At 46.8% G+C, this 21,522-nt stretch carries 11 protein-coding genes and 1 riboswitch; of the genes, 10 read left to right on the forward strand and 1 reads right to left on the reverse strand.

Annotated features, from left to right (window positions below; genetic code table 11):
• Positions 1-223: 223 nt before the first annotated feature.
• Positions 224-1,021 (reverse strand): Nif3-like dinuclear metal center hexameric protein, encoded by a 798-nt coding sequence (locus tag MHB85_RS13405; RefSeq protein ID WP_091016740.1) that lies wholly within the window; start codon positions 1,019-1,021, stop codon positions 224-226.
• A 345-nt stretch (positions 1,022-1,366) separates the two neighbouring features.
• On the opposite strand from MHB85_RS13405, the gene MHB85_RS13410 reads away from it, so the two are divergent.
• The 10 genes from MHB85_RS13410 (at position 1,367) to treR (ending at position 21,431) form a co-directional block, all read left to right on the forward strand.
• The gene (locus MHB85_RS13410) at positions 1,367-1,963 is read left to right on the forward strand and encodes a biliverdin-producing heme oxygenase (RefSeq protein ID WP_341073071.1); all 597 of its coding nucleotides are present in this window, start codon (positions 1,367-1,369) and stop codon (positions 1,961-1,963) included.
• 74 nt (positions 1,964-2,037) lie between these two features.
• Entirely contained in the window at positions 2,038-4,578 is a 2,541-nt protein-coding gene (locus MHB85_RS13415) for a diguanylate cyclase domain-containing protein (RefSeq protein ID WP_105598529.1), read from the forward strand.
• Between the two features lie 209 nt (positions 4,579-4,787).
• Positions 4,788-6,365, forward strand: a complete 1,578-nt coding sequence (locus MHB85_RS13420) for a TerB N-terminal domain-containing protein (protein WP_105598530.1) — start codon at positions 4,788-4,790, stop codon at positions 6,363-6,365.
• Between the two features lie 6 nt (positions 6,366-6,371).
• A complete protein-coding gene (locus MHB85_RS13425) occupies positions 6,372-7,715 on the forward strand; it encodes an ATP-binding protein (protein WP_105598531.1) in 1,344 nt (447 codons plus the stop codon).
• A complete protein-coding gene (locus tag MHB85_RS13430; RefSeq protein WP_105598532.1) occupies positions 7,712-9,931 on the forward strand; it encodes a DEAD/DEAH box helicase in 2,220 nt (739 codons plus the stop codon). The genes MHB85_RS13425 and MHB85_RS13430 overlap by 4 nt, the downstream gene beginning before the upstream one ends.
• Before the next feature lie 77 nt (positions 9,932-10,008).
• Positions 10,009-10,119, forward strand: a riboswitch (purine riboswitch).
• 106 nt (positions 10,120-10,225) lie between these two features.
• Positions 10,226-11,179 carry an EamA family transporter gene (locus MHB85_RS13435; protein WP_105598533.1) on the forward strand — a complete coding sequence of 318 codons (954 nt, stop codon included), beginning with the start codon at positions 10,226-10,228 and terminating at the stop codon, positions 11,177-11,179.
• Between the two features lie 205 nt (positions 11,180-11,384).
• On the forward strand, positions 11,385-11,810 hold the full coding sequence (locus MHB85_RS13440) for a cupredoxin domain-containing protein (RefSeq protein ID WP_017688751.1): 426 nt from the start codon (positions 11,385-11,387) through the stop codon (positions 11,808-11,810).
• 96 nt (positions 11,811-11,906) lie between these two features.
• Entirely contained in the window at positions 11,907-12,929 is a 1,023-nt protein-coding gene (locus MHB85_RS13445) for an SDR family oxidoreductase (protein ID WP_105598534.1), read from the forward strand.
• Positions 12,930-13,084: 155 nt separating this feature from the next.
• Positions 13,085-20,593 carry a fibronectin type III domain-containing protein gene (locus tag MHB85_RS13450; protein ID WP_149846572.1) on the forward strand — a complete coding sequence of 2,503 codons (7,509 nt, stop codon included), beginning with the start codon at positions 13,085-13,087 and terminating at the stop codon, positions 20,591-20,593.
• A 127-nt stretch (positions 20,594-20,720) separates the two neighbouring features.
• Positions 20,721-21,431, forward strand: coding sequence for a trehalose operon repressor (gene treR, locus MHB85_RS13455; RefSeq protein WP_076249494.1), 711 nt, complete (start codon positions 20,721-20,723; stop codon positions 21,429-21,431).
• Positions 21,432-21,522 lie beyond the last annotated feature (91 nt).

Genomic DNA, 21,522 nt, shown 5'->3' on the forward strand with positions numbered 1-21,522 from the left:
GGATGAAGGAATAGGGTGTCTACGATTCGTTACTTTTGAGAATCGGCAAATCTTAGCTCAATAGAGTGTGTCAGGTACGTTAGCTATCCAGGAAATGAAACGAGAGTCTGCCCAGCGTCCCCGGAGCATAGTAAGTATCCAAAGCTCCAGGGTAGGACAGGCAATGAGATTAGATGCAATGTAATCAGCTAGAAAATCCACTCCGTACAAATCAATGATCCTATTAGATCACAGTGTACACAGGCTTCTCGCCTACAAAACGAACAGACAATTCGGGAAACCGTTCTGCCAACCTGTCTGCCAATAGATTCATTCCCGGAGCCTCGCTCTCAGCATGCCCCAACATGATCAGTGCCTTGGACTTGCCTTGTTGTACGGCATCACGGATATATTCCGGTGTCTCCCACTCGAATCCTTCCCCAGCAATGATGAGGTCCAATTGCTCATTCTGAATCAAGGGAATCGTCACATGTCCATTACCACGAAAACCTACCAATACCGCTGCGCGTCTACAGACTATTTCCGGATTGCCTGCAACGCGGACATAATCGATCCCTAGGCAACGTTTCACATGGTGAGCAATAGCTTGGGCAGTGCTTCCTTCCGGAAAAGAAAGGATGTCTGCTTCCGGTATTCGTTGCTCCACATAAGAGGACCATCCCAAGGCCTGAATCAGTCCTTCGGTAATGCCATCCGGTTGGAAGCGGTGGATGATATCATGACATCGATAGATGGAGATGCCTGCTTCGTCGATCAACTTCCTTTTGTCCGTATAAACCAAATCAGTTGCAAGCCAATCCGTATGACTGTGATGATTATAAAATGGAGATTCATGCGCAATGATTAAGTTAGCACCTTGCTGTATGGCTTGTTCAATCACATATTGTGTGGGCATAAAAGCGATGACAATACCTGTGACCTTACAATCAAGTGAGCCGGTAATGAGCTGATCCACCGTGTTTTCCGGCAATTCAATGTTATCTGTGAGATGAAGTACAACGTCTTGAACAGTAAGATCCATAGATTGTATTCCTCCAATGACAAGATATAAAAATAGTGTAACATGTTCACAACTGAAATCTACTGCCATCCAGATTATGGGGTCACTTTTATGGTTTTCGGTTAATACTAAACATACAGATTACAGCGAGTTAAGATAACAACGGAGAAAAGTGTTAACTTGGTACTGATCTTGGATTCGTATAGTTTTCTCAAACAAGAATAAGTATACTTACATAGAGTCTTTATTGCATGAAATGAGCTGTTTGCAACGAACACAGTTTTTATTTCAATATATACTGAGATTCAGTTGAGGATAAGCACTCATTGGCAACAACAGAACAGATTGTGAAAGGGGATTACTACGATGACAGCAACAACTATTATGGAACGTCTGAAGAGCGAGACAGCTCATTACCACAGACAAGTAGAACAGAACCCTTATGCAAAAGCCATTATGAATCAAACTGTGACTATAGAAGAATATAGAACATATCTAGAAAAGTTTTATGCATTCCTCAAACCGCTGGAAGACCAGGCTGTACAGCAGCCTTTCTGGGAAAGTACGGGACTGGATATTGAGATTAGAGGCAAGGCTGAACTCTTGGAAAAAGATTTACGAAATCTGGGTGCATGTGAAGAGGAAGTTAGCCAACTTCCGCGCTGTAAAGAACTGCCGGATATTTCGACACCTGCCCGTTTGTTTGGATACCTGTATGTCATTGAGGGGTCCACGAACGGTGGACAGATCATGACCAAACGTTTGTCGCAGTTCCTGCCCATTGAAGCAGATCGTGGTTTGGAATATTTCAATGCCTACGGCTCAGAGACAAGAACAAGATGGAGCGAGTTTACGGGTTTGCTGCAGCAGTCCATCAGCACGCCAGAAGATCATGACAACATGGTACACAGTGCATCAGAGACATTCCGACTGCTGGATCAATGGATTAATACGGACAAGTAATTTAAAAGAAATCTATATAAGTTGAACTAATCATTTCCACTTATATAACATCATGAGAGGGGATTTTCCTGGCCATGGCCGAACCGAAGTCCAAGAAAGAACAAAATTTGTTGAACCGCACATTGCTTCATCAGGGAACATACACAAATGATCCAATAGATCTGAATAACTGTGATAAAGAACCGATTCATATCCCCGGCTTTATTCAACCTCATGGTGTTCTTTTGGCCATCAATACCAGTATTATGCCAACCATTGTTCAGTGTAGCCAAAATACGGAGGACCATCTGGGCATTGCCTGTGAAGATATTCTGGGCATGCCTTTGGAGAACCTGATTGGCCAGAAAGAAGTAAGCAAACTGTTGGGTAGCAGCTTCAATGCGGATGTCACCTCTGACCTGCATTACATGGATCTAACCATTAAGGTATCCGGTGAGGAACGGGTATTCTCTTCTGTTCTTCATGAGAGTGAAGGTCTGCTCATTCTGGAGATTGAGCCTTTTTATGAAAAAGAGGACATGGAGACTACCGACTTTGAGTGGATATCCCGTTTCTTTGGCCGGATGAAAAGTACAGACAGTCGCGTGGAGGCAAGTCAGATTGCAGCTGAACAGGTCAAGGAAATGCTCGGTTACGACCGGGTAATGATCTATGAATTTGACGAGCAATGGAATGGTAAAGTTATTGCTGAAGCGCGTGAACAAGAACTCGAACCATTCCTGGGACATCACTATCCGGCATCGGATATACCCAAACAGGCTCGAGAGTTGTATCTTCGCAATTGGCTGCGGACTATTGTAAATGTAAATTATAAACCCGTCGAGATTGTGCCTACGCTACAACCGCTCACTGGCAAGCCGCTGAATTTGAGTCTTTCGGTCCTGCGCAGTGTATCTCCACTTCACATCGAATATCTGCATAATATGGGTGTAGGTGCGACCGTAACGATCTCGCTCATTCATAACAATGAGCTGTGGGGACTCATCACATGCCATCATTATTCGGCCAGATATGTACCCCATCGCGTACGGAATCTGTGCAATTTCCTGGGGGCATTCTTCTCGAATGAATTGTTCCAGCGTCAGCAACTCGATGATTATCAATCAGAGATTCAATCACGTGAAGCCGCTTCACGAATTGCCAACATTTTTATCGGTAACACAAGTCCTGCCCGAGTGCTTGAGGAATTGCAGGGAGAAGAAGAGACGGTGTTAAACCTGATGGGGGCTGCCGGAGCAGCAATCTGTTACCAGGACAAGTTGTTGTTGTATGGTGAAACGCCAACCAGCGGCCAGATTCGGGAACTGGCAGGTTGGCTTGCAGGAAAGTCTGAGGATTACAGTTACTATACTTCGAAACTGAGTTCAGAGTATGAAACAGCCAAAGCTTATCCGGATAAGGCTTCCGGGGTTATTTATGTTGCCATTTCGCCTGGACAGCATAACTACATGATCTGGTTCCGACCTGAGGTCGTCCAGGTTGTCGATTGGGCGGGTGACCCTGCCAAAGCGGTGCTCAAGACGGATGACGGCATGCGGTTGTCTCCTCGTAAATCATTCGAGAAATGGCGTGAGGTTGTAAAGTCAACTTCATATCCATGGGCTACGAAAGAGCTGAGCGTGTTACCTTTACTCAAAACCATTGTACGTCGGCAGACGGAGAACCAGTTGGTTCAGGCCGAAGAACAGGCCCTGCAGAATGCTCGTATTTTGCGACAAAATGAACAGCGTTATTTGCAGTTAATGGATTACTCGCCCGTGGCATTCTTTACTTTGACTGACGGTCAGATTATCTACTGTAATACGAAGGCTGCCGAGTTGCTCGGGTTCGAGAGTTCCAAAGACCTGATGGGCAAGGACTTCAGGGCGTTTGTACCTGAGCAAACAAGAGTCACATTACAACAGAATTTTGAGGAATTAAAGCACAATAATACAAGTTTGATTACCAGCCAGTCGTATTTCACTACAGCAGCAGGTACCTCATTGTTGCTTGAAATTACACTTGCTTCTGTTACGCACGCGGGTAAGCCTTCCGTAATGGTACTTCTGCACAGTGGAGCGTCCCATCATGAACAGGACAATTACACTGAAACGACGAGCCAGCTGCAAAATTACTTGAACACAGATCCGTTAACAGATATGCCAATTCAAACGGTATTCAAGTCTCAGCTTCAGGATGACTGGGATGATTGTTTGGAGGAGAAATGCAGTCTGGGGTTGCTCATTATAGATATCGATGATTTCCGTTCATATAACGCGGCATACGGACTTCAGGGAGGAGATCTGTGTCTGCAATGGATCGGTGAGGTACTTACTGTGGTCAGTGAGCAGCACAATGCACTAATTTCCCGTCTTCGCGGAGGTACATTCATGTTGAAAATGAAGAGCACAACTTCTGAAGATTCAGCACAGCTTGCGGAAGAGATTAGACAACATGTTCTGGCTCTGCAGATCCAGCGAGAATCATCGGGTCCGAGTGGAATCGTCACGGTTAGTGTCGGGGGTGCAGTACTGGTACCTGATGAGCAGTCAAGTGTATCCGAACTGATTGAAAAAGCTACTCAAGCGCTGGCCCAAGCGAAGAGTGAAGGGAAGAATCGAGCGATCGTTGTCTGATTTTAGGGAAGGTACCCTTACTGCTGAAAGGAATACACCTGTATGATCAATATCATATGAATATGAACCAAAAGAGAGCAGAACTGCTCTCTTTTTTGGTTTTAATAATGTGTTAATTTCATCACCGCAGACACAGCACTAGTGTTATAATGATCCCTATGGATACACGTGTTCGTATTCTGCCTTGGAGGAGGGTGAGATAACGTTCTATGAAAGACAACTCTAGACAATTGGAATTCATGGAGATAGATCTGAGCGAAGAACCCGTAACAGCATCAGTTCCGGTTCCTGATCGTTCAACCATTGTGCAGTCTGCACATGATACGATGCAGCATCGTGGAGTCATATTGTCCTCGGAGAAACGTTTTGTAGAGGAAGCAAAGCAATGGTCAGAGATGGAAGGAGATGTATCTCCCTGGGTTCCATTTATGAGCTACTGGCCAACGTATGGTGTAATGAACGAAACCCAACGCAAGTGGTATATGTTTTGGAGGAAGGAAGTTCGTCAGGGGAGGTACCCGGATACTGATCTGTCCTATCTATTTGTTCATATATATGAGTTGATTAACGGCATTGGCTGGCAGAATGCTCAGGATGGTTATGATCAATTAAAGCAGCTATGGGTGAACTACCGTGAACGGCTTCCTCAATTAAATATATATATGCAAGAGTGGATGGTCGATTATGTGCTGGTCCATCAACTGGACATGTTTTTATCCGAGGTCATGGGCCTTTCGGGCGGTTATCTGCCAGCAGAGATGTTGGATAGGGAGCTGCAACGTATTCTGCAGGATAAGGTATCGGATATTTCGCTGAATATGCTGCAAAGATACTATGATTACGATATTACACTCAGTAAGTTCTATAGAGATGGCGGTAAAGAAGTGATGGAGCAGTATATTCCACGGGTCACGGCCTTGGTTCATTCGTACCTGGAACGTACGCGAGAAGTTGGACTGTTGCCAGTGTTTCAACCCAATGATGAACGCACGGTGGAGCGCATACTGTTTCGCAAAGCGGTCTATGATGATTCGATCTATGGAAGATCGGTATCATTCAGATATATGCCCATTGGTGAACAGGCTGAATTTGTACAGATGGTTACGCGGATCTATCGATGTACTGAAAATAAACTTCGTGAACTGCTCGGATTCAGAGGACGATTGCGTGGACAAACATTAGAGCCCGAACTTGCGAATCTGATTGAACGATACCTGGACAAAGCATACGCGACCGAGCAGGCTGAGGCTGTGGAGCAACCGGTGATCCGTATTGATACGGAGAAACTGGCATCGTTACAGCAGGAAAGTGAGTACGTGCGATTGGCGCTTACAATTGAGAATGATCACCCTTCTGAAGTGAAGGATGACGAGGTTAACAACGCAGATATTACAAGCAATCGAGTAGATGCACTGGAAACAAGGAATGAGATCACTTCAACTGAAGGTCCCATGGGGCCAGCTCCATCTGCAGTAGAGATTGCAACAGGAGCGCAAGTAGAATCTATTAGGTTGCAGTGGGGCGAGTCTGCTGAGGCTGATCTGGATGAAGAATGGCTGATCTTTGCCAAGGAACTCTCCCCTCAGCAGGTGCAGACGATTCATGTTCTACTTGGCGCAAGTCCAGATACGGAGCTGATGCGTCTGGCTGAGCAATATGGAACGATGCCTACGCTTTTGCTGGATGAAATTAATGATGTAGCTATGGAAACGATCGGTGATCTTCTGATTGATGGTGATCGGATTGTTCCTGATTATATAGATGTGTTCGAACATGTGAAGAGGTGATACGCAGTGACAGAACTTAAAATACCGAAGCGGCTGACCACCGCACTTGTAAATTCATTAACGGCGGGTGTTGTCCCGCGTATAGGACTGGAACAGATTGCAGTTGGCCGGAAATCGGAAGTGGAAGCCATTTTGCGAGATATGGACAATATTGCGGAGGGTGGCGCAGCGTTCAAACTCATTACCGGCCGTTACGGTAGCGGTAAAAGTTTTCTTTTGCAGATGATTCGTAACTATGCGATGGACCGGGATTTTGTTGTGGCAGATGCCGATCTGTCGCCAGAGCGACGATTGGTCGGTACCAAAGGTCAGGGACTTGCGACATACCGCGAACTGATGACTCGTCTGTCTACACGCACACGTCCGGATGGGGGAGCGTTGGAGCCGATTTTGCAAAAATGGATCGCAGGGTTGCAACAATCCACGATGCAGAGTCAGAACTTGCGCCCGGATGATCCCGCTCTGCCGCTTGAGGTAGAGAAACAGATTTATGCGGTGACGGGGGAGATGCAGAATCTGGTTCACGGCTTTGATTTTGCTAAAGTACTGGCGTCATACTGGAACGGATACAAGCTGGCTGATGATGATCGCAAACAGGCGGCCCTTCGCTGGCTTCGAGGAGAATTTGCAACCAAAACGGAAGCGAAAAAAGAACTGGCTGTTGGCGTTATCATTGACGATGACAACTGGTATGACTACTTCAAATTATGGTCTGAATTCACAGCGCGCATTGGTTACAAAGGATTGCTGTTGTTCATTGATGAAGCGGTGAATCTGTACAAAATTACAAACAGTGTCTCCCGTCAAAGCAACTATGAGAAATTGCTGACCATGTTCAATGATACGATGCAGGGCAAGGCAGAGCACCTGGGTATATTTGTAGGTGGTACGCCGCAATTTGTGGAGGATGAACGGCGCGGACTATACAGCTATGAAGCGCTTCGCTCTAGGCTTATTGAGGGTCGTTATGCAACCAAAGCGTATGCGAATTACACAGGTCCGATCCTGAAGCTGGCGATGTTATCGCATGAAGAGATTCTGATTCTGCTCCAGAAGCTGCGACAGATTCATGCCTTGCATTTTGGATATAGTGCAAGTCTTACGGATGAACAATTGGTTGATTTTATGCAAACGGCGGTGAACCGACTGGGGGCGGATGAATTGCTGACCACGCGTGAAGTGGTACGAGACTTTATGGATGTACTGCATACGCTCCACCAGAATCCTGAAGTGACTTATAATCAATTACTTGGTGAACGGGCTGTCAAACCTCAGGAAACGGGCAAAGGGGCGGATGCTTCCGCAAATTCGGATGATCTGGACGACTTTCTGGCGGAGTTTGAATTATGAGTGATAATCCATTCTATCGGCTGGCGCCATTCGTGCAGGAATTTATTTATAAAAAAAGATGGGAATCGCTTCGGCCTGCTCAGATCGAGGCCTGCAATATCTGTTTTCATACCCCGCATCATATGCTGATTGCGGCAGGCACGGCCTCCGGCAAAACGGAGGCGGCTTTTTTTCCTGCATTGACCGAGCTGCATGAACGGCCTTCCAAATCAGTGGGCATTTTGTACATTGGACCTCTGAAAGCCCTGATTAACGACCAATTCGAACGTCTTAAGGATCTGTTAACCGAAGGAAATATTCCGGTTTGGCACTGGCATGGGGATGTGCCTCAGGCGGAGAAAACAAAACTGATGAAAAATCCGTCCGGTGTGCTTCAGATTACGCCAGAATCGCTGGAAGGTCTGCTCATGAATCGACCGAATGCGATCCCGGCGCTGTTTCATGATCTGCGCTATGTCATCATCGATGAGGTGCATGCTTTCATGGGAGCGGATCGGGGCATTCAAGTACTCAGCGAGCTTGCCAGAATCGAGCGTATGGCTGATTGTGCACCGCGAAGAGTGGGCTTGTCCGCTACGCTTAGTGACTATGATGCGGCTACATCTTGGCTTGCTGCCGGAACACAGCAGGGAGTGGATGTGGTCTCTTCTCCAGGTGGTCGCAAGCTGCGACTGCGGGTGGAACATTTCTCTTTTCCAGATGCCCAGGATGAAGAGCAGGCGGAGCAGCTTCATAACGCACGCAAAGCTTACTACGACTTCATCTATGAGAGCACACATCGTAAAAAAGCGTTGATCTTCACCAACAGCCGTACGGACGCTGAGGTCACTATTCTTGAGATGCGGCGGGTCGCTGCTCGCAGGCAAGAGCGTGATGTGTTCCATGTGCATCATGGAAGTATCTCCGCCATGCTGAGGGAGGAAACGGAAGCCGCCCTCCGTACTGGAGCAGGCCCCGCGGTTGCTGCGGCAACGGTCACGCTCGAACTGGGTATCGATCTGGGTGAACTGGAACGTGTGGTTCAGCTCGGTGCACCGTATAGTGCTTCCAGCTTTGTACAGCGTCTGGGACGTTCAGGGAGACGAGAGGACATGGCATCAGAGATGCTTTTTGTATGTCCGGAGGAAGAGGATGAGGAAGCGCAATTGCCAGCACGTATGCCGTGGACGTTGATGCGTGCGATTGCTGTTATCGAACTATATGTAAAAACGAAGTGGGTCGAGCCGCTTGAAGCCCGCAAAATGCCCATAGGTGTGCTCTACCATCAAACGATGAGCATGCTGAAAAGTATGGGGGAGGCGGAGCCGAGAGATCTTGCAGAAGCCATCCTGTCGCTGGCCCCATTTGCGTTGATTAGACCTGATCAATATCAGGCTTTCCTGAATTACCTCATTGAGACGGATCATCTGCAATGGACAGAGGATCGAACATTGATTATCGGTCTGACAGGTGAGAAAATCGTGAACAATTATCGCTTCTACGCCGTGTTTAAAGACGATGAGGAACATAAAGTATTAAACGGCTCAGAAGAGATTGGTTCGATTACAACCGTGCCCCCACCTGGCTATTGCTTCTCGCTCGCAGGCAAACTGTGGAAGGTGGAAGAGGTCGATCACAAGCACAAGGCTGTGTATGTGAAGTCTGCAAAAGGTAAGGTAGATACGTTATGGCTTGGAGCGGGAGGAGATATTCATACGTCGGTGGTACAGAAAATGCGTGAAGTGTTGTCCGACTCAGTGATCTATCCTTACCTGTCACCACAAGCCGTCAATCGACTTGAACGGGCGCGCCGCTTAGCTCGTGAAAGTGGACTGTTGAAGCAGGTTGTCATTCCGGCAGGGGGAGATTCGATGTATGTTCTTCCTTGGGTGGGAAGTAAATCATTCCGTACATTGGAGCGCCTGATGAAGCATAATCTGTCCAAGAAACTTGCCTTGCGGTCCGTTGTGCCGATGGAGCCATATTATTTTGTGGTGTCCGGCAAGGTCGATGAACGAACATTATTAGCCGAGATCATGAGTGAGTGTCGGACGGCTGAAGACGCATCTGCGTTACTGGCTGAAGATGAAGCTCCTTATCTGGGCAAGTATGATGAATTTGTCGCGCCGCCTTTGATCCGTGAGGCTTTTGCCGTGGATGGGCTGGATCTGGATGGATTGAAGACAGGTTTACAGCAAACATTGGAGTGGGACTCCTCAGGCTCTAATCGAACCTGACGTTTTTTTATGCGGAATAGGGTTGACACCATCTCACCTCCCATGTAATATATGAAAAGTCGTCACACACGAAATACATCAAATTGCATATATCATTTCGTATAACCTCGCAGGCCGAAAGTGTACACAGGGCGAGGGTCTCTACGGGAAGCCTATACTTCCTAACTACGATGCCAAGGAATCAATGTATTCCTTGCTCGTAGTTAGGATTTTTTGCATTTAGATGGTGTCTGTGACCTTGGCATGAACCAACATGCGGGCGTATTTTTCTTATCATCAGGAGGTTTATTCACAATGAAATATTATCTGTCCGTTCTCGCGGGAGCGATGAGCTATGGCATATTATCCACGATTGTGGTTCTGGCGTACGGCGAAGGATATAAACTTGGAGAGGTTGTGGGAGCACAGCTGATTACGGGCTTTCTTCTATCCTGGATGCTGGCGCTATACACAAGATTTAGAACAAAACGTAAGTCACAGGCAAATGGCAAAACATCAGGAGCCGTGGCACAGGTATTCAAGCGGTTGTCGTGGAAACAACGTCTGTTATTGATGGCTGCTGGAACACCAACGGTAATTACAGGGCTCGTGTATTATCAGTCTTTGCGTTATATCCCGGCTTCACTTGCCATTATCCTGTTGTTCCAGTTCACATGGATTAGCGTATTGATTCAGGCGATAAGCAAACGTCAACGTCCAGACAAAGTCACGTTCCTGACGTTGATCATTCTGTTTGGTGGAACCTTGCTGGCAGCGGGTTTCCTGGAACAAGGATTGGGTGAGTTTAACGGTCTGGGTATTACGCTTGGACTAATGGCAGCCGTAAGTTATTCCCTGTTTGTCTTGTTCAGCGGCAAAGCGGTTCCTTCAGCGCATCCAGCCTTCCGCAGTGCGTGGATGGTTACAGGCGGATTGATCCTTCTGTGCATTTTGTTCCCGCCGACATTCCTCTTTAACGGATTGATCTGGAGCCAGTTGCTTGTATTTGGATTGTTACTTGGATTCTTCGGGGCATTCATTCCACCCGTACTGTTTGCTATCGGCGTTCCGCATATTGGTGGTGACATGGCCGGAATCTTGGGTGCAGTGGAGCTTCCAATTGCAGTTTTGTTATCCTCAATCGTGCTCCATGAGCATGTCAGCGGATTGCAATGGTTCGGAGTTATCATTGTACTCATTGGTGTAGCCCTGCCAGAGTTGTATAAATTACGTATGAGACGAAGTCGGAATACACCGATATATTCCTGAGTTATACAAAAAGGGATATTGCGAAGTATGAACGGGAATACCCGTAGATAAGCCTGAGAAATCAGGCTTTTTTTATTGAAGTAATATGGCTCAATCGCAATAGCCCAGAGGGGTCATTTTCATTGTCACGCGAATCAGGTATGCTTAAAGAATAAATCCGTCTGTGGATTGAATATGGATGGGACATCGAATGAGGAGTGTTTATATGAAAAGCTGGTTTGGAAAAACATGGCCTTGGTTAACGCTGGGTCTGACCGTTGTTGTATTGCTTGGATCATTTTTGGTTTATTTTATGGGCAAAGACGTATCCCCAGGATCGGGAAGTGCGGTAACAGCACAAGCCGAGACTCCGGAGGATTTGAAGGGATATGAAGTCATTGATGTGGACGTGAGCAACGATGGTTTTGGACCAGACGTTATCGAGGTGAAAGCTGGTGTACCGACCAAAATCAACTTTATTCTGACCCGGTCGGTGACACATGTGAAATCAGTGGGATCACAAAAGCTTGGCATGGATCTATACATGCAAAAGGGACCCAATTATTATACGGTCGACAAAGATCTGCCCAAGGGAGAATATGAGATCCATTGCGGCATGTACATGATATATGCAACGATTAAGGTCGTATAAGCAGAAGGAGCATGGTTTCGGGTTACCGAGCTTTGCTCCTTTTTTTGGTGCGTGATATCATGGGAAAGTGGGTAAAATCGATCAGGAGGTGGCGAAATGAAAGCGCTATTTATTGGAGGGACAGGCACCATCAGTACGGCCATTACGGAGATGCTTGCACAGCAAGGCTGTGAACTGTATTTGATTAATCGAGGCAATCATAACGATGACTTACCTAGTGAGGTCAACGTACTTCAAGCGGATATTAATGACGAGGCACGTGTAGCGGAACTGATTGCTGATCTGGAATTTGATGTTGTGGCGGATTTTATCGCTTTTGTACCGTCTCAATTGGAGCGAGATTACCGTTTGTTCAAGGATAAAACCAAGCAGTTTATTTTTATAAGTTCAGCATCAGCGTATCAGACACCTCTGGCAGATTACCGAATCACGGAAGGAACGCCATTATCGAATCCATTCTGGGAGTATTCGCGCAACAAGATTGACTGTGAAGACTATCTGATGAAACAATACCGCGAGCACGGATTTCCAGTGACCATCGTGCGTCCGAGTCATACGTATGGCGACAAATCGGTACCTCTCGGTGTTCATGGTGCTCAAGGCAGCTGGCAGGTTCTCAAACGCATACGTGAAGGTAAACCCGTTATCATCCATGGAGATGGTACCTCACTGTGGACCATTACGCACAATACTGATTTTGCCAAAGGGTTTATCGGGCTTATGGGAAATATCCATGCCATTGGTGAATCGGTACATATCACCTCAGATGAATCTGTCACCTGGAATCAGATTCATGAGATTATTGCCGGCGTGTTGGGAGTTAAGCTTCATGCGGTACATGTACCTTCCGAGTTCTTGGCAGCATGTAGTGACCAGGATCTTCGCGGCGGTTTGCTGGGGGACAAAGCCAATACCGTTGTGTTTGACAACAGTAAGCTGAAACGGCTTGTTCCGGAATTTGTAGCAACGACAAGAGCTGATCAGGGCATTCGAAGTACGATTGAGCACATTCTGGAGCATCCTGAGTTACAGACCGAAGATCCGGAATTTGATGCATGGTGTGACAAGGTCGTTGGCGCATTGGACGAAGCGTTATTAAAGATCAGAGATGAGAAATGAGAAGTAAGCGTTCATGATCAAGTGTTTACATTCATGCTCTTAATCGTTATAATCAAGAAAAAATGACACTTGTTAGGGGAGGCACCCCAACTTAGGACATCGTTCCTTTGTTGGGGTGCCTCCTTTTTTTTGTGTGCCAAAAAGGAGAGTAGACGTTGAAGAAATCAGGAAAACGTGTGAAAAAACAAGTGAAACAGTTAACCAAAGTGGTACTGGCATTTGCATTATTATCACCTCAAGCCCTGCTGCTTGAATGGGGCGCAACGATGGTAATGGCTGAAACGGTTGAAACAATCGGGATTGTATCCGACACGTCCAGCATGAAGGCTGTACAGTCATCCAAGGTGAAAGTAGAGATGAACAGTGATGGCAAATACAGAATTGTATTACTACCAAACACAAATGTATTTTATGGTGGTGATACAGGGAATGTATCTACCATTATCGACCATAATGGATCACCCGTGAACTTCAAAACATTGCCTTTGAATTATTACCGAATTAACAATAATGTGATTGAAATGTCCCGGCAAAAGGACAATGTGGAATATATTTTGCGTGTTTCTATCGTTAATGCTACCTCACAAGGTGGGTACATGAAGGTTGAACTGGAAGCTATTAACCGAAGTGGAACGGCACTAAATTTGGGTGGAACATTTTATTGGGATACGATGGTGAATGGCAATGATGCTTCTCCATTTGAAGTCATTGAGAATGGATGGCGCAATTACAGCGGGGGTGTTCAGGTCACGGCTTTTTATGCAAATACGTACAATGTTGTGAATGCAGATCGCATATATATGGGTCAGTACAGCAGCCCAGACAGCGCCCAACTCACAGGAGGGTCTTCACCTTCAGCGTTCACTCCAGGCCAGACCGTTACGGCGAGTGATACAGCTGCACAATTTTGGTGGGACGCCAAGACAACAGCGAATCAGGCTTCACGTAAATTTTCAACCATTGTGGGGATTGGCCCCAAAAATGCTCCACCTTCATTTACCTTAACAGCACCCTCTTCGGGACAAACCTATTACAAAGGCGAGCAACTTCAGATCTCTGGTACAACGCGAGATACGGATGTAGGCGACCTGTTGACCGTGAAATGGTCCATTGATGGTGGGTCCGAGAACATTCTTACCCAGATGACCGCAACGGGTTCAAATCAGTCTTTCAACACCAATTACACATTGCCTGATACCCTGCCAGATGGCACACACACATTGCAAGTATGGGTCATGGATGACAAAGGTGGGGTGTCCTCCGCAGGAACCGTTAACTTTACGGTAAGAAGTTTTGTTGTGCCCGGAACGCCGACATATTCATTGGTTAATTCTAATAACTTGACGGTAAATTGGGATAAGAAGGCGAATGATGCATCCGTTACCTATGAACTGAAGAATATGACGACGAACCAGATCGTGGATACAGGTATGTCAAACAGTCGGCAAGTGACAGGGCTCACTCCGAATACCAGTTATTCTTTTGCCGTACGGGCCAAAAATTCAAGTGGTTCCTACACGGGTTACTCCAGTCCAGCTTCCAAGTATACACTGGCTAATCCACCTGCTGCGGCGGCTGTGACACAATCAGGCAACTCTGTCACAGCGAGCTGGAGTAATAATAGCAATCCTGACGGCACTCAGTACAAAACCGAAATACGCAGTCCAGGTGGGCAAGTTCTCGCAACGGGAACAACAACTTCCACTCGTACAACGTTTACCCTGACTGGACTCGCGGATGGAAAATATGAAGTATTTGTTGCGGCACTGAATGGAGAAGGGATACAGACCCCATTTATATCCGCTGGAGAGATGATGAAAGATACGACGGGCCCAACTGCTCCTTCTGTTACACTCACGCCATCCTCATGGACCAAGGAAGATGTTCTAGTCACGGTTGAAGAGGGAAAAGATGCCTTGAGCGGAACTCAAAAGACTGAAGTGAAAGTCGGTCTGGCAGGAGAATGGCGTGAATACAGTGCTGCGTTTACCGTAAGCAGCGAAGGCAACACAACGGTTATGGCACGCAGTATGGATGCATTTGGTAATACAGGACAGGAAACGGCTGTGACAGCCAGGGTAGATCGGACAGCACCAACGCCACCTGTCATCTCGTTGAATCCGCCCGAATGGACAAAAGCGGCAGTAATTGTGACATTAACAGAGGGTACGGACGCAGCAAGCGGCATTGGTCTGACACAGTATAAGCTAGGAAGCGAGGGAGAATGGATCGACTACAGGACCCCTTTTACACTCAGTGAAGAAGGGATAACCGAGATTTATGCACGAGGTGTTGATCGGGCTGCCAATGTCAGTGCTTCCACTTCGGCAACAGCCAAAATCGACAAGACTGGGCCTGAGCAACCAACGATAAGGTTAAGTGAAGAGAATTGGACGAATCAGGATGTAACTTTTGCAATAACCAGTGGTGAAGATGCAGGCAGCGGGCTTGCCAAGAGCCAATATCGACTGAGCGAAAAAGGTCCCTGGATCGATTACATGGGCGAAGTGAAGGTTACCGATGAGGGAGAAACGATCGTATATGCACGCTCACTTGACCATGTAGGCAATATAAGCACGCTTGCTCAGGCAAAGGTTAGAATCGACACGACAGCGCCAACCGAACCGATAATTAGTTTAAGTTCTGCTGGATGGAGTAACGAACATGTACAATTTACGATTGCTGGTAGTGTGGATGAACGAGCGATATCCTATGAATACAGCATGAATGACGGTCCGTATATGGCAGGAAATATGGGTACAGTAAGTACAAACGGGGCTACTACCATTCGGGCCAGAGCAAGGGATACCGTTGGCAATGTAAGCAAGGAGGTCAGTCGAATCGCCTATGTGGATCAGATGGCGCCAACCATTACATTTTCACCGAACGGACATGACTGGACAGACATGGATATGTCCACTACCATTCAGTATGCCGACGATCACTCAGGCATTCAGGAACTGGAACGATTTTATCAAATTACGAACAGTGCAGAATCACCGGATCATTGGCTTGAGGCACGCTCTGACGAGCATAAAATATCCATCGAATCGGAAGGCATATGGTACATCCATGCCAAAACCATGGACAGAGCAGGCAATACATATGAGACAACATCATCACCTTACCATGTTCAACGCAAGCCCGAGCAGCCGAAACATGTGAGAATGACACAGATCGCGGAGACATCAGCTGAACTTACAGTGGATTTGCCAACGGGGGAAAGATATACCGATGGATATCAGTATGAGATAACGAATAAAACGACAGGACAGTCATGGACACTGGATTATCCTAACCACAGTATAATCGATCACTCCCTAAGCGGTGGTCAGGTCTATGAATATGAAGTTAGAGTGAGAAACCACACCGGAGTAAGTGATGCAGTAAGCGCTCAAGTATTAACGATCCCGGCAGCTCCCGGAACGTTGCACGTTCGAAAAGTAGATTTCCAGCCCAATTTGGCCGAAATTCAATTTGATTCAGTAAGGGGAGCAGATGCTTACCGCATCATCGCTGCTACTTTGGACGGCTCCACCGTGTTTGATCAGACAGTATCTGACCCTGCCAACCTACCCTATATCAGTAACCTCGTCCCAGGAACCATGCATAACATCTCGGTCACGGCAATGAATGAAAGTGGGGCAGGCGGTAGTAGTAGAACCGGATTTCTCACACTGCCGGCAGTGCCCGGTGAATTCATGGCTGTTCAAATTCGGGAGCATGATATTTCATTAACATGGGAGACAGTGACTTCTGCAACGTATTATGGTCTTTCGCGTGATGGAACAGCCATATATGAAGGAGAACAGACGGAGTATCTGGACTCGGGTCTGGATAGCGGAACGGAGTACAGCTATACGTTAATTGCCGGAAATGAGACAGGAACAGGACCGTTGGCAGGATTACCCTTGCTCAAGACGTTACCTGGACAGGTGTCCGGCTTACAGGTATCAGATGCTTCTACAGCGAGCCTTCGTCTGAATTGGGAAGCAGTACGAGGAGCCGATCGTTATGAGTTATTGTTGAATGGAGAGAAGTCGGGAACGGTTCCTGCTGGAACCCAAGAATGGGTCTTTGCGGGACTGAGTTCAGGAACATCTTATCAACTGGATGTACAAGCAGTGAACGAAAGTGGACAAGGTATGCGCAGTTCGGTGTCAGGAACAACGCTACCCGAGAGTCCGTCGGGACTTCATGTTGTTCAAGTAACTGAACAGGGAGCGATCTTGAGCTGGGAGCCTGTAGTTGGGGCAATGAAATATGAGGTGGTCATCAATGGACAGAGCCATGAGATATCAGATACACAACTGTCAGTTCACCATCTGTCAAGCAGTCGTGAGTATACCTATGAAGTAAAGGCGGGCAATGCTGCCGGGTACGGTGCATCCACCCGTAGTACAATTCTTACGCTACCTGGCAGGCCGGAAGGACTGAATGTCACATGGACTGGTGAAACAAGTATGGGGCTTGCATGGCAAGCTGTAGATACGGCGAATCTCTATATTGTGAAAATCAATGGCATAGAAGTGGGCAGAACAACAGGACTGGCCTACACGGCTGATGAATTGTTGCCAGGTACAGAATACATGTTGGAAGTTCAGGCTGTGAATACTTCGGGTTCGGGTGAGACAGCGCAGCTCATCCGATTGTCCAAACCTGTGTCGCCTGACGAGATAATTGCAGACCCAGCAGTACATCGGGCAAAAGTTTCCTGGTCGGTCGTGGAAGGCGCCGCTGAATATGTGATTGAGCAGAAGGGCAAAGAGATCTATAGGGGAATTGAGAATGAAGCCACGATTACAGGGCTCCAGGATGGAACGTGGCATCATTATCAACTATGGGCGGTCAACAGACAGGGGACTCGTTCTGAAGCGACAGATGTATCGCTGCTGACTTTGCCTGAGAAACCCGCTAAGGTTGCCGTATATGATGTGGCCAAAAACAGCCTTGGTCTGGATTTCAGCAACACAGGTGTCCAAGGGGCAGATCAGTACGTCATTGAACGGGATGGGAGAGAGATTGCTCAAATGGATTCAACTGAAACCCAATTCGTGGACAAGGATCTGTCGCCAGGAACGAAATACACTTATGTGATTCGGGCAGTCAATGCGAGTGGAACGAGTGCTCCGCTTACTTTCAGTATAATGACTCAAACTTTGCCATTGGTTGCAGAAGGGATCACAGTGAACGCTGAAACACATAAGGTGGATCTGGCTTGGGAAGTTGTTAAGGGAGCGGCTGCCTATGAGATTCGCAATCGGGTAACGGGAGATGTGCAGAGCGTGTCTGAACCGTCTGTACATCTCAATAGTATGCTGGATGGTACAGCGTATGAACTCGAACTCATCGCGATTAATGAAGAGGGTCATCGGTCAGAGTCTATTCAGATTCAGGTTTTAACGAAACCTATATCCCCTCAGACGGCAGGCATAACACACATCACAGATCAGACTGCGGTGCTGGATCTGACTGGAAGCTCTACACGGGGAGCAGAGCAATTCATCATCATGCGGGATGACGTTGAAGTCGCTAAGGTTCCGGCAGATCAAAATTCATTTGAAGATCATGGTCTGACACCAGGAGAGCGTTACCTGTACACCATCAAAACATCGAATGCAACGGGTGAGAGTGATTCTGGTTTCGAAGTTCACGTGCGAACGTTGCCTGCGACCATTACTGAACCTTTACATGCAAGTATAATTGGGGAAAAAGAGGGATTAATCTCTTGGCCAAAGGTACAAGGTGCTGAGGGATATACCATATGGATCGGAGATCAGATGTTCACCACTATTGAAGAAGGGGATATTACCGAGGTGAGATTAACTCATCTGGAGAGTGCAACCCGATATGATCAGGTACAGATTATTCCTTATAATACGGCTGGTTCAGGAAGCCCAATGACCGTGACTCCTTTTTATACCTTGCCTCATGTTGATTCACTGGAAATGAAGATATACCCGGAGACAGACCATGCCAAATTGGAATGGGACTTCCCTTATGGGAACGAAACATTCGTTGTATTGCTGGATGGTACAGAAGTATACCGTGGCAAGCAAAAAGAGTTTATCGTTGATCAACTGGATGCAGGCAAGCAGTACCCGATTGAAATTTACACAGAGAATGATCAGGGAGATGTATCGGAGATGAAGGCGTATTCTGTCCTGACCAAGCCAGCAGCGCCTGCCAAAGTGGAGTATCATTCGGTGAAGGACCACATTCGTCTTCTATTGGAACAGAGCCGGGTTGAAGGTGCCGAGCAGTTCATCATTGAGCGTGACGGTGTGGAGGTTGCTCGTGTTCCTGCTGACGAAATGTTCTATGACGACAAGGAACTTGAACCGGGCGTGAACTACAGCTATACGGTCAAGACCATGAATGCTTCGGGCAGTAGTGATGGTGGTTATTACCTTCATGCAATGACTTTGCCCGGTAGTGCTGCCTCACCTCCTGTAATAGAGGGGCGTTCAACGCATGGTGCAGACATCGTATGGGAACTGATTCCTGGTGCTGCGGGTTATCGAGTCTATCGAAATGAAGAGCTTGTGGGAACAACAACGGAGACATCCATACATGTGACTGAATTGAACAGTGCCGAGCGTTATACTGACTTTGCAATCATTCCATATAATGAGGCAGGAGAGGGAGATGCGCTCCAGGTTCCGGAATTCGAGACGTTGCCTTCCGAAGATCTGACAGTAGCAGCCGTAGCGCAAGGCACTAATACGATTAAGCTAACTTGGGAACTGGATTCAATGAATGAGGTGATTGTAATCACCCATAAAGATCGTGAGATCTACCGTGGTACACAGCGCAGTTATGTATGGACAGGACTGAATGCCGAGCAGCATTATGAGGTGGTTGTATGGACGGAGAATTCGGCAGGTGAGAAAAGTGAAAGCAAACGGGCCGCAGCCATGACTTTTCCGTATCCACCATCCGCCTGGAGCGGTAGTGGTACAGCTTCAAATCCAGCAGATACTTCGGTAAAAGCCGATGAGGTGAGTTCACAACCTGAACCTTCTGATGAGCAACCTGAGTTACCTGCGAAAAAAAATATCAAATTTATTGATATCAGCCAAACCTTTAATAAGGATCAGATTACCTGGCTGGCGGAACAAAATATCATTCAAGGTGTAAGTGAAACTCGCTTCGAGCCACGCCGTCCGATTACGCGTGCAGAATTTACCGCATTAATCGTACGTCTGATGGGTGTGGATACAACGGTTAATGAACAACAACATGGATTTCAGGATGTGAGTGCTAAGGATTGGTTCGCTCCTGAGATTGGGGCAGCCGTTCACCATGAGATGGTTCAAGGTATGGGAAACGGTAAGTTCGCTCCGTATGCGCTGGTAACACGTGAACAGGCATCCAAGATCATAGCCAATGTGGTTCGTAAGATCAGACCGGAACCGCTGACTTCCCCAAGAGCGTTTACCGACCAGACTGATGTATCTGATTGGGCCAAAGAAGAAGTGCAGGAGCTTGCAGGTTTGTACATGATTACCGGATATGAAGACGGCAGCTTCCGTCCCATGCAGCACTTAAGCAGATCCGAAGCTGCAGCGCTGATCTTCCGTTTAAATAAGCTGATTCAAGTTATGAATGAGAAGCATACAGATCAAGTGGAGAAAGCGTCAGCGTTCGATCATCATATCTAGATTGAATTGATTCTTACAAGTGATACTTTAATCATCGGCAGTAACGACATTACCGCTTGATTGGTTTTTAATGTTATAATAGGTTGCCAATATGATAAAAAAGGGTAATGAACAATGGTGATGAATAATGAATAATAAATTTATCCGGATATATGAAGATATTGCAGATCGTATTCGGACTGGAGAGATTGAGGCAGGCACGCTGCTTCAATCGGAACTGGATCTATCGGAAAGTTATCAAACGTCTCGAGAGACTATTCGCAAAGCATTGAAAATGTTGTACGAAGAAGGTTATATTCAGAAGATTCAAGGCAAGGGCTCAATTGTACTGGACATACGCAAGATCGATTTTCCCATCTCAGGTCTGGTTAGCTTCAAGGAATTAGCCAAAAAAATGGGACATCGCGCTCAAACGTATGTGAAGGTTTTCGAGGAGCAACAAGTGGATCAGGCGTTGCACAAGAAAATTAACTTTGGTCTGAACGAACAGGTCTGGGAGATCAGACGTGTGCGCAAAGTGGATGGAGAGCATGTCATACTGGACAAAGATTACATTAGCCAGCGGCTTGTTCCTGGGCTCAGCAAAGAGATCTGTAATGATTCCATCTATCAGTACATTGAGCAAGAGCTGGGGCTTTCCATTTCGTTTGCCAAAAAAGAGATTTTGGTGGAAGAACCCACCGCTGAGGACAGGGAATTACTTGACCTTGAAGGTTTCCACAATGTAGTTGTGGTGAGGAGCCAAGTCTACCTGGAGGATGCCAGTCAATTTCAGTATACGGAGTCGAGGCATCGACCGGACAAGTTCAGATTTGTGGATTTTGCACGTCGCAGATAAGTTAATCAAGATCGATCAGAGAGTACCTTTCACTGCATTATTCAGTGGATAGGTACTCTCTTTGGTTATGTGGGAATCCGAAGATCGTCCA

This window comes from Paenibacillus sp. FSL K6-4396 (genome assembly GCF_038002525.1).
GTDB lineage: Bacteria > Bacillota > Bacilli > Paenibacillales > Paenibacillaceae > Paenibacillus > Paenibacillus amylolyticus_B.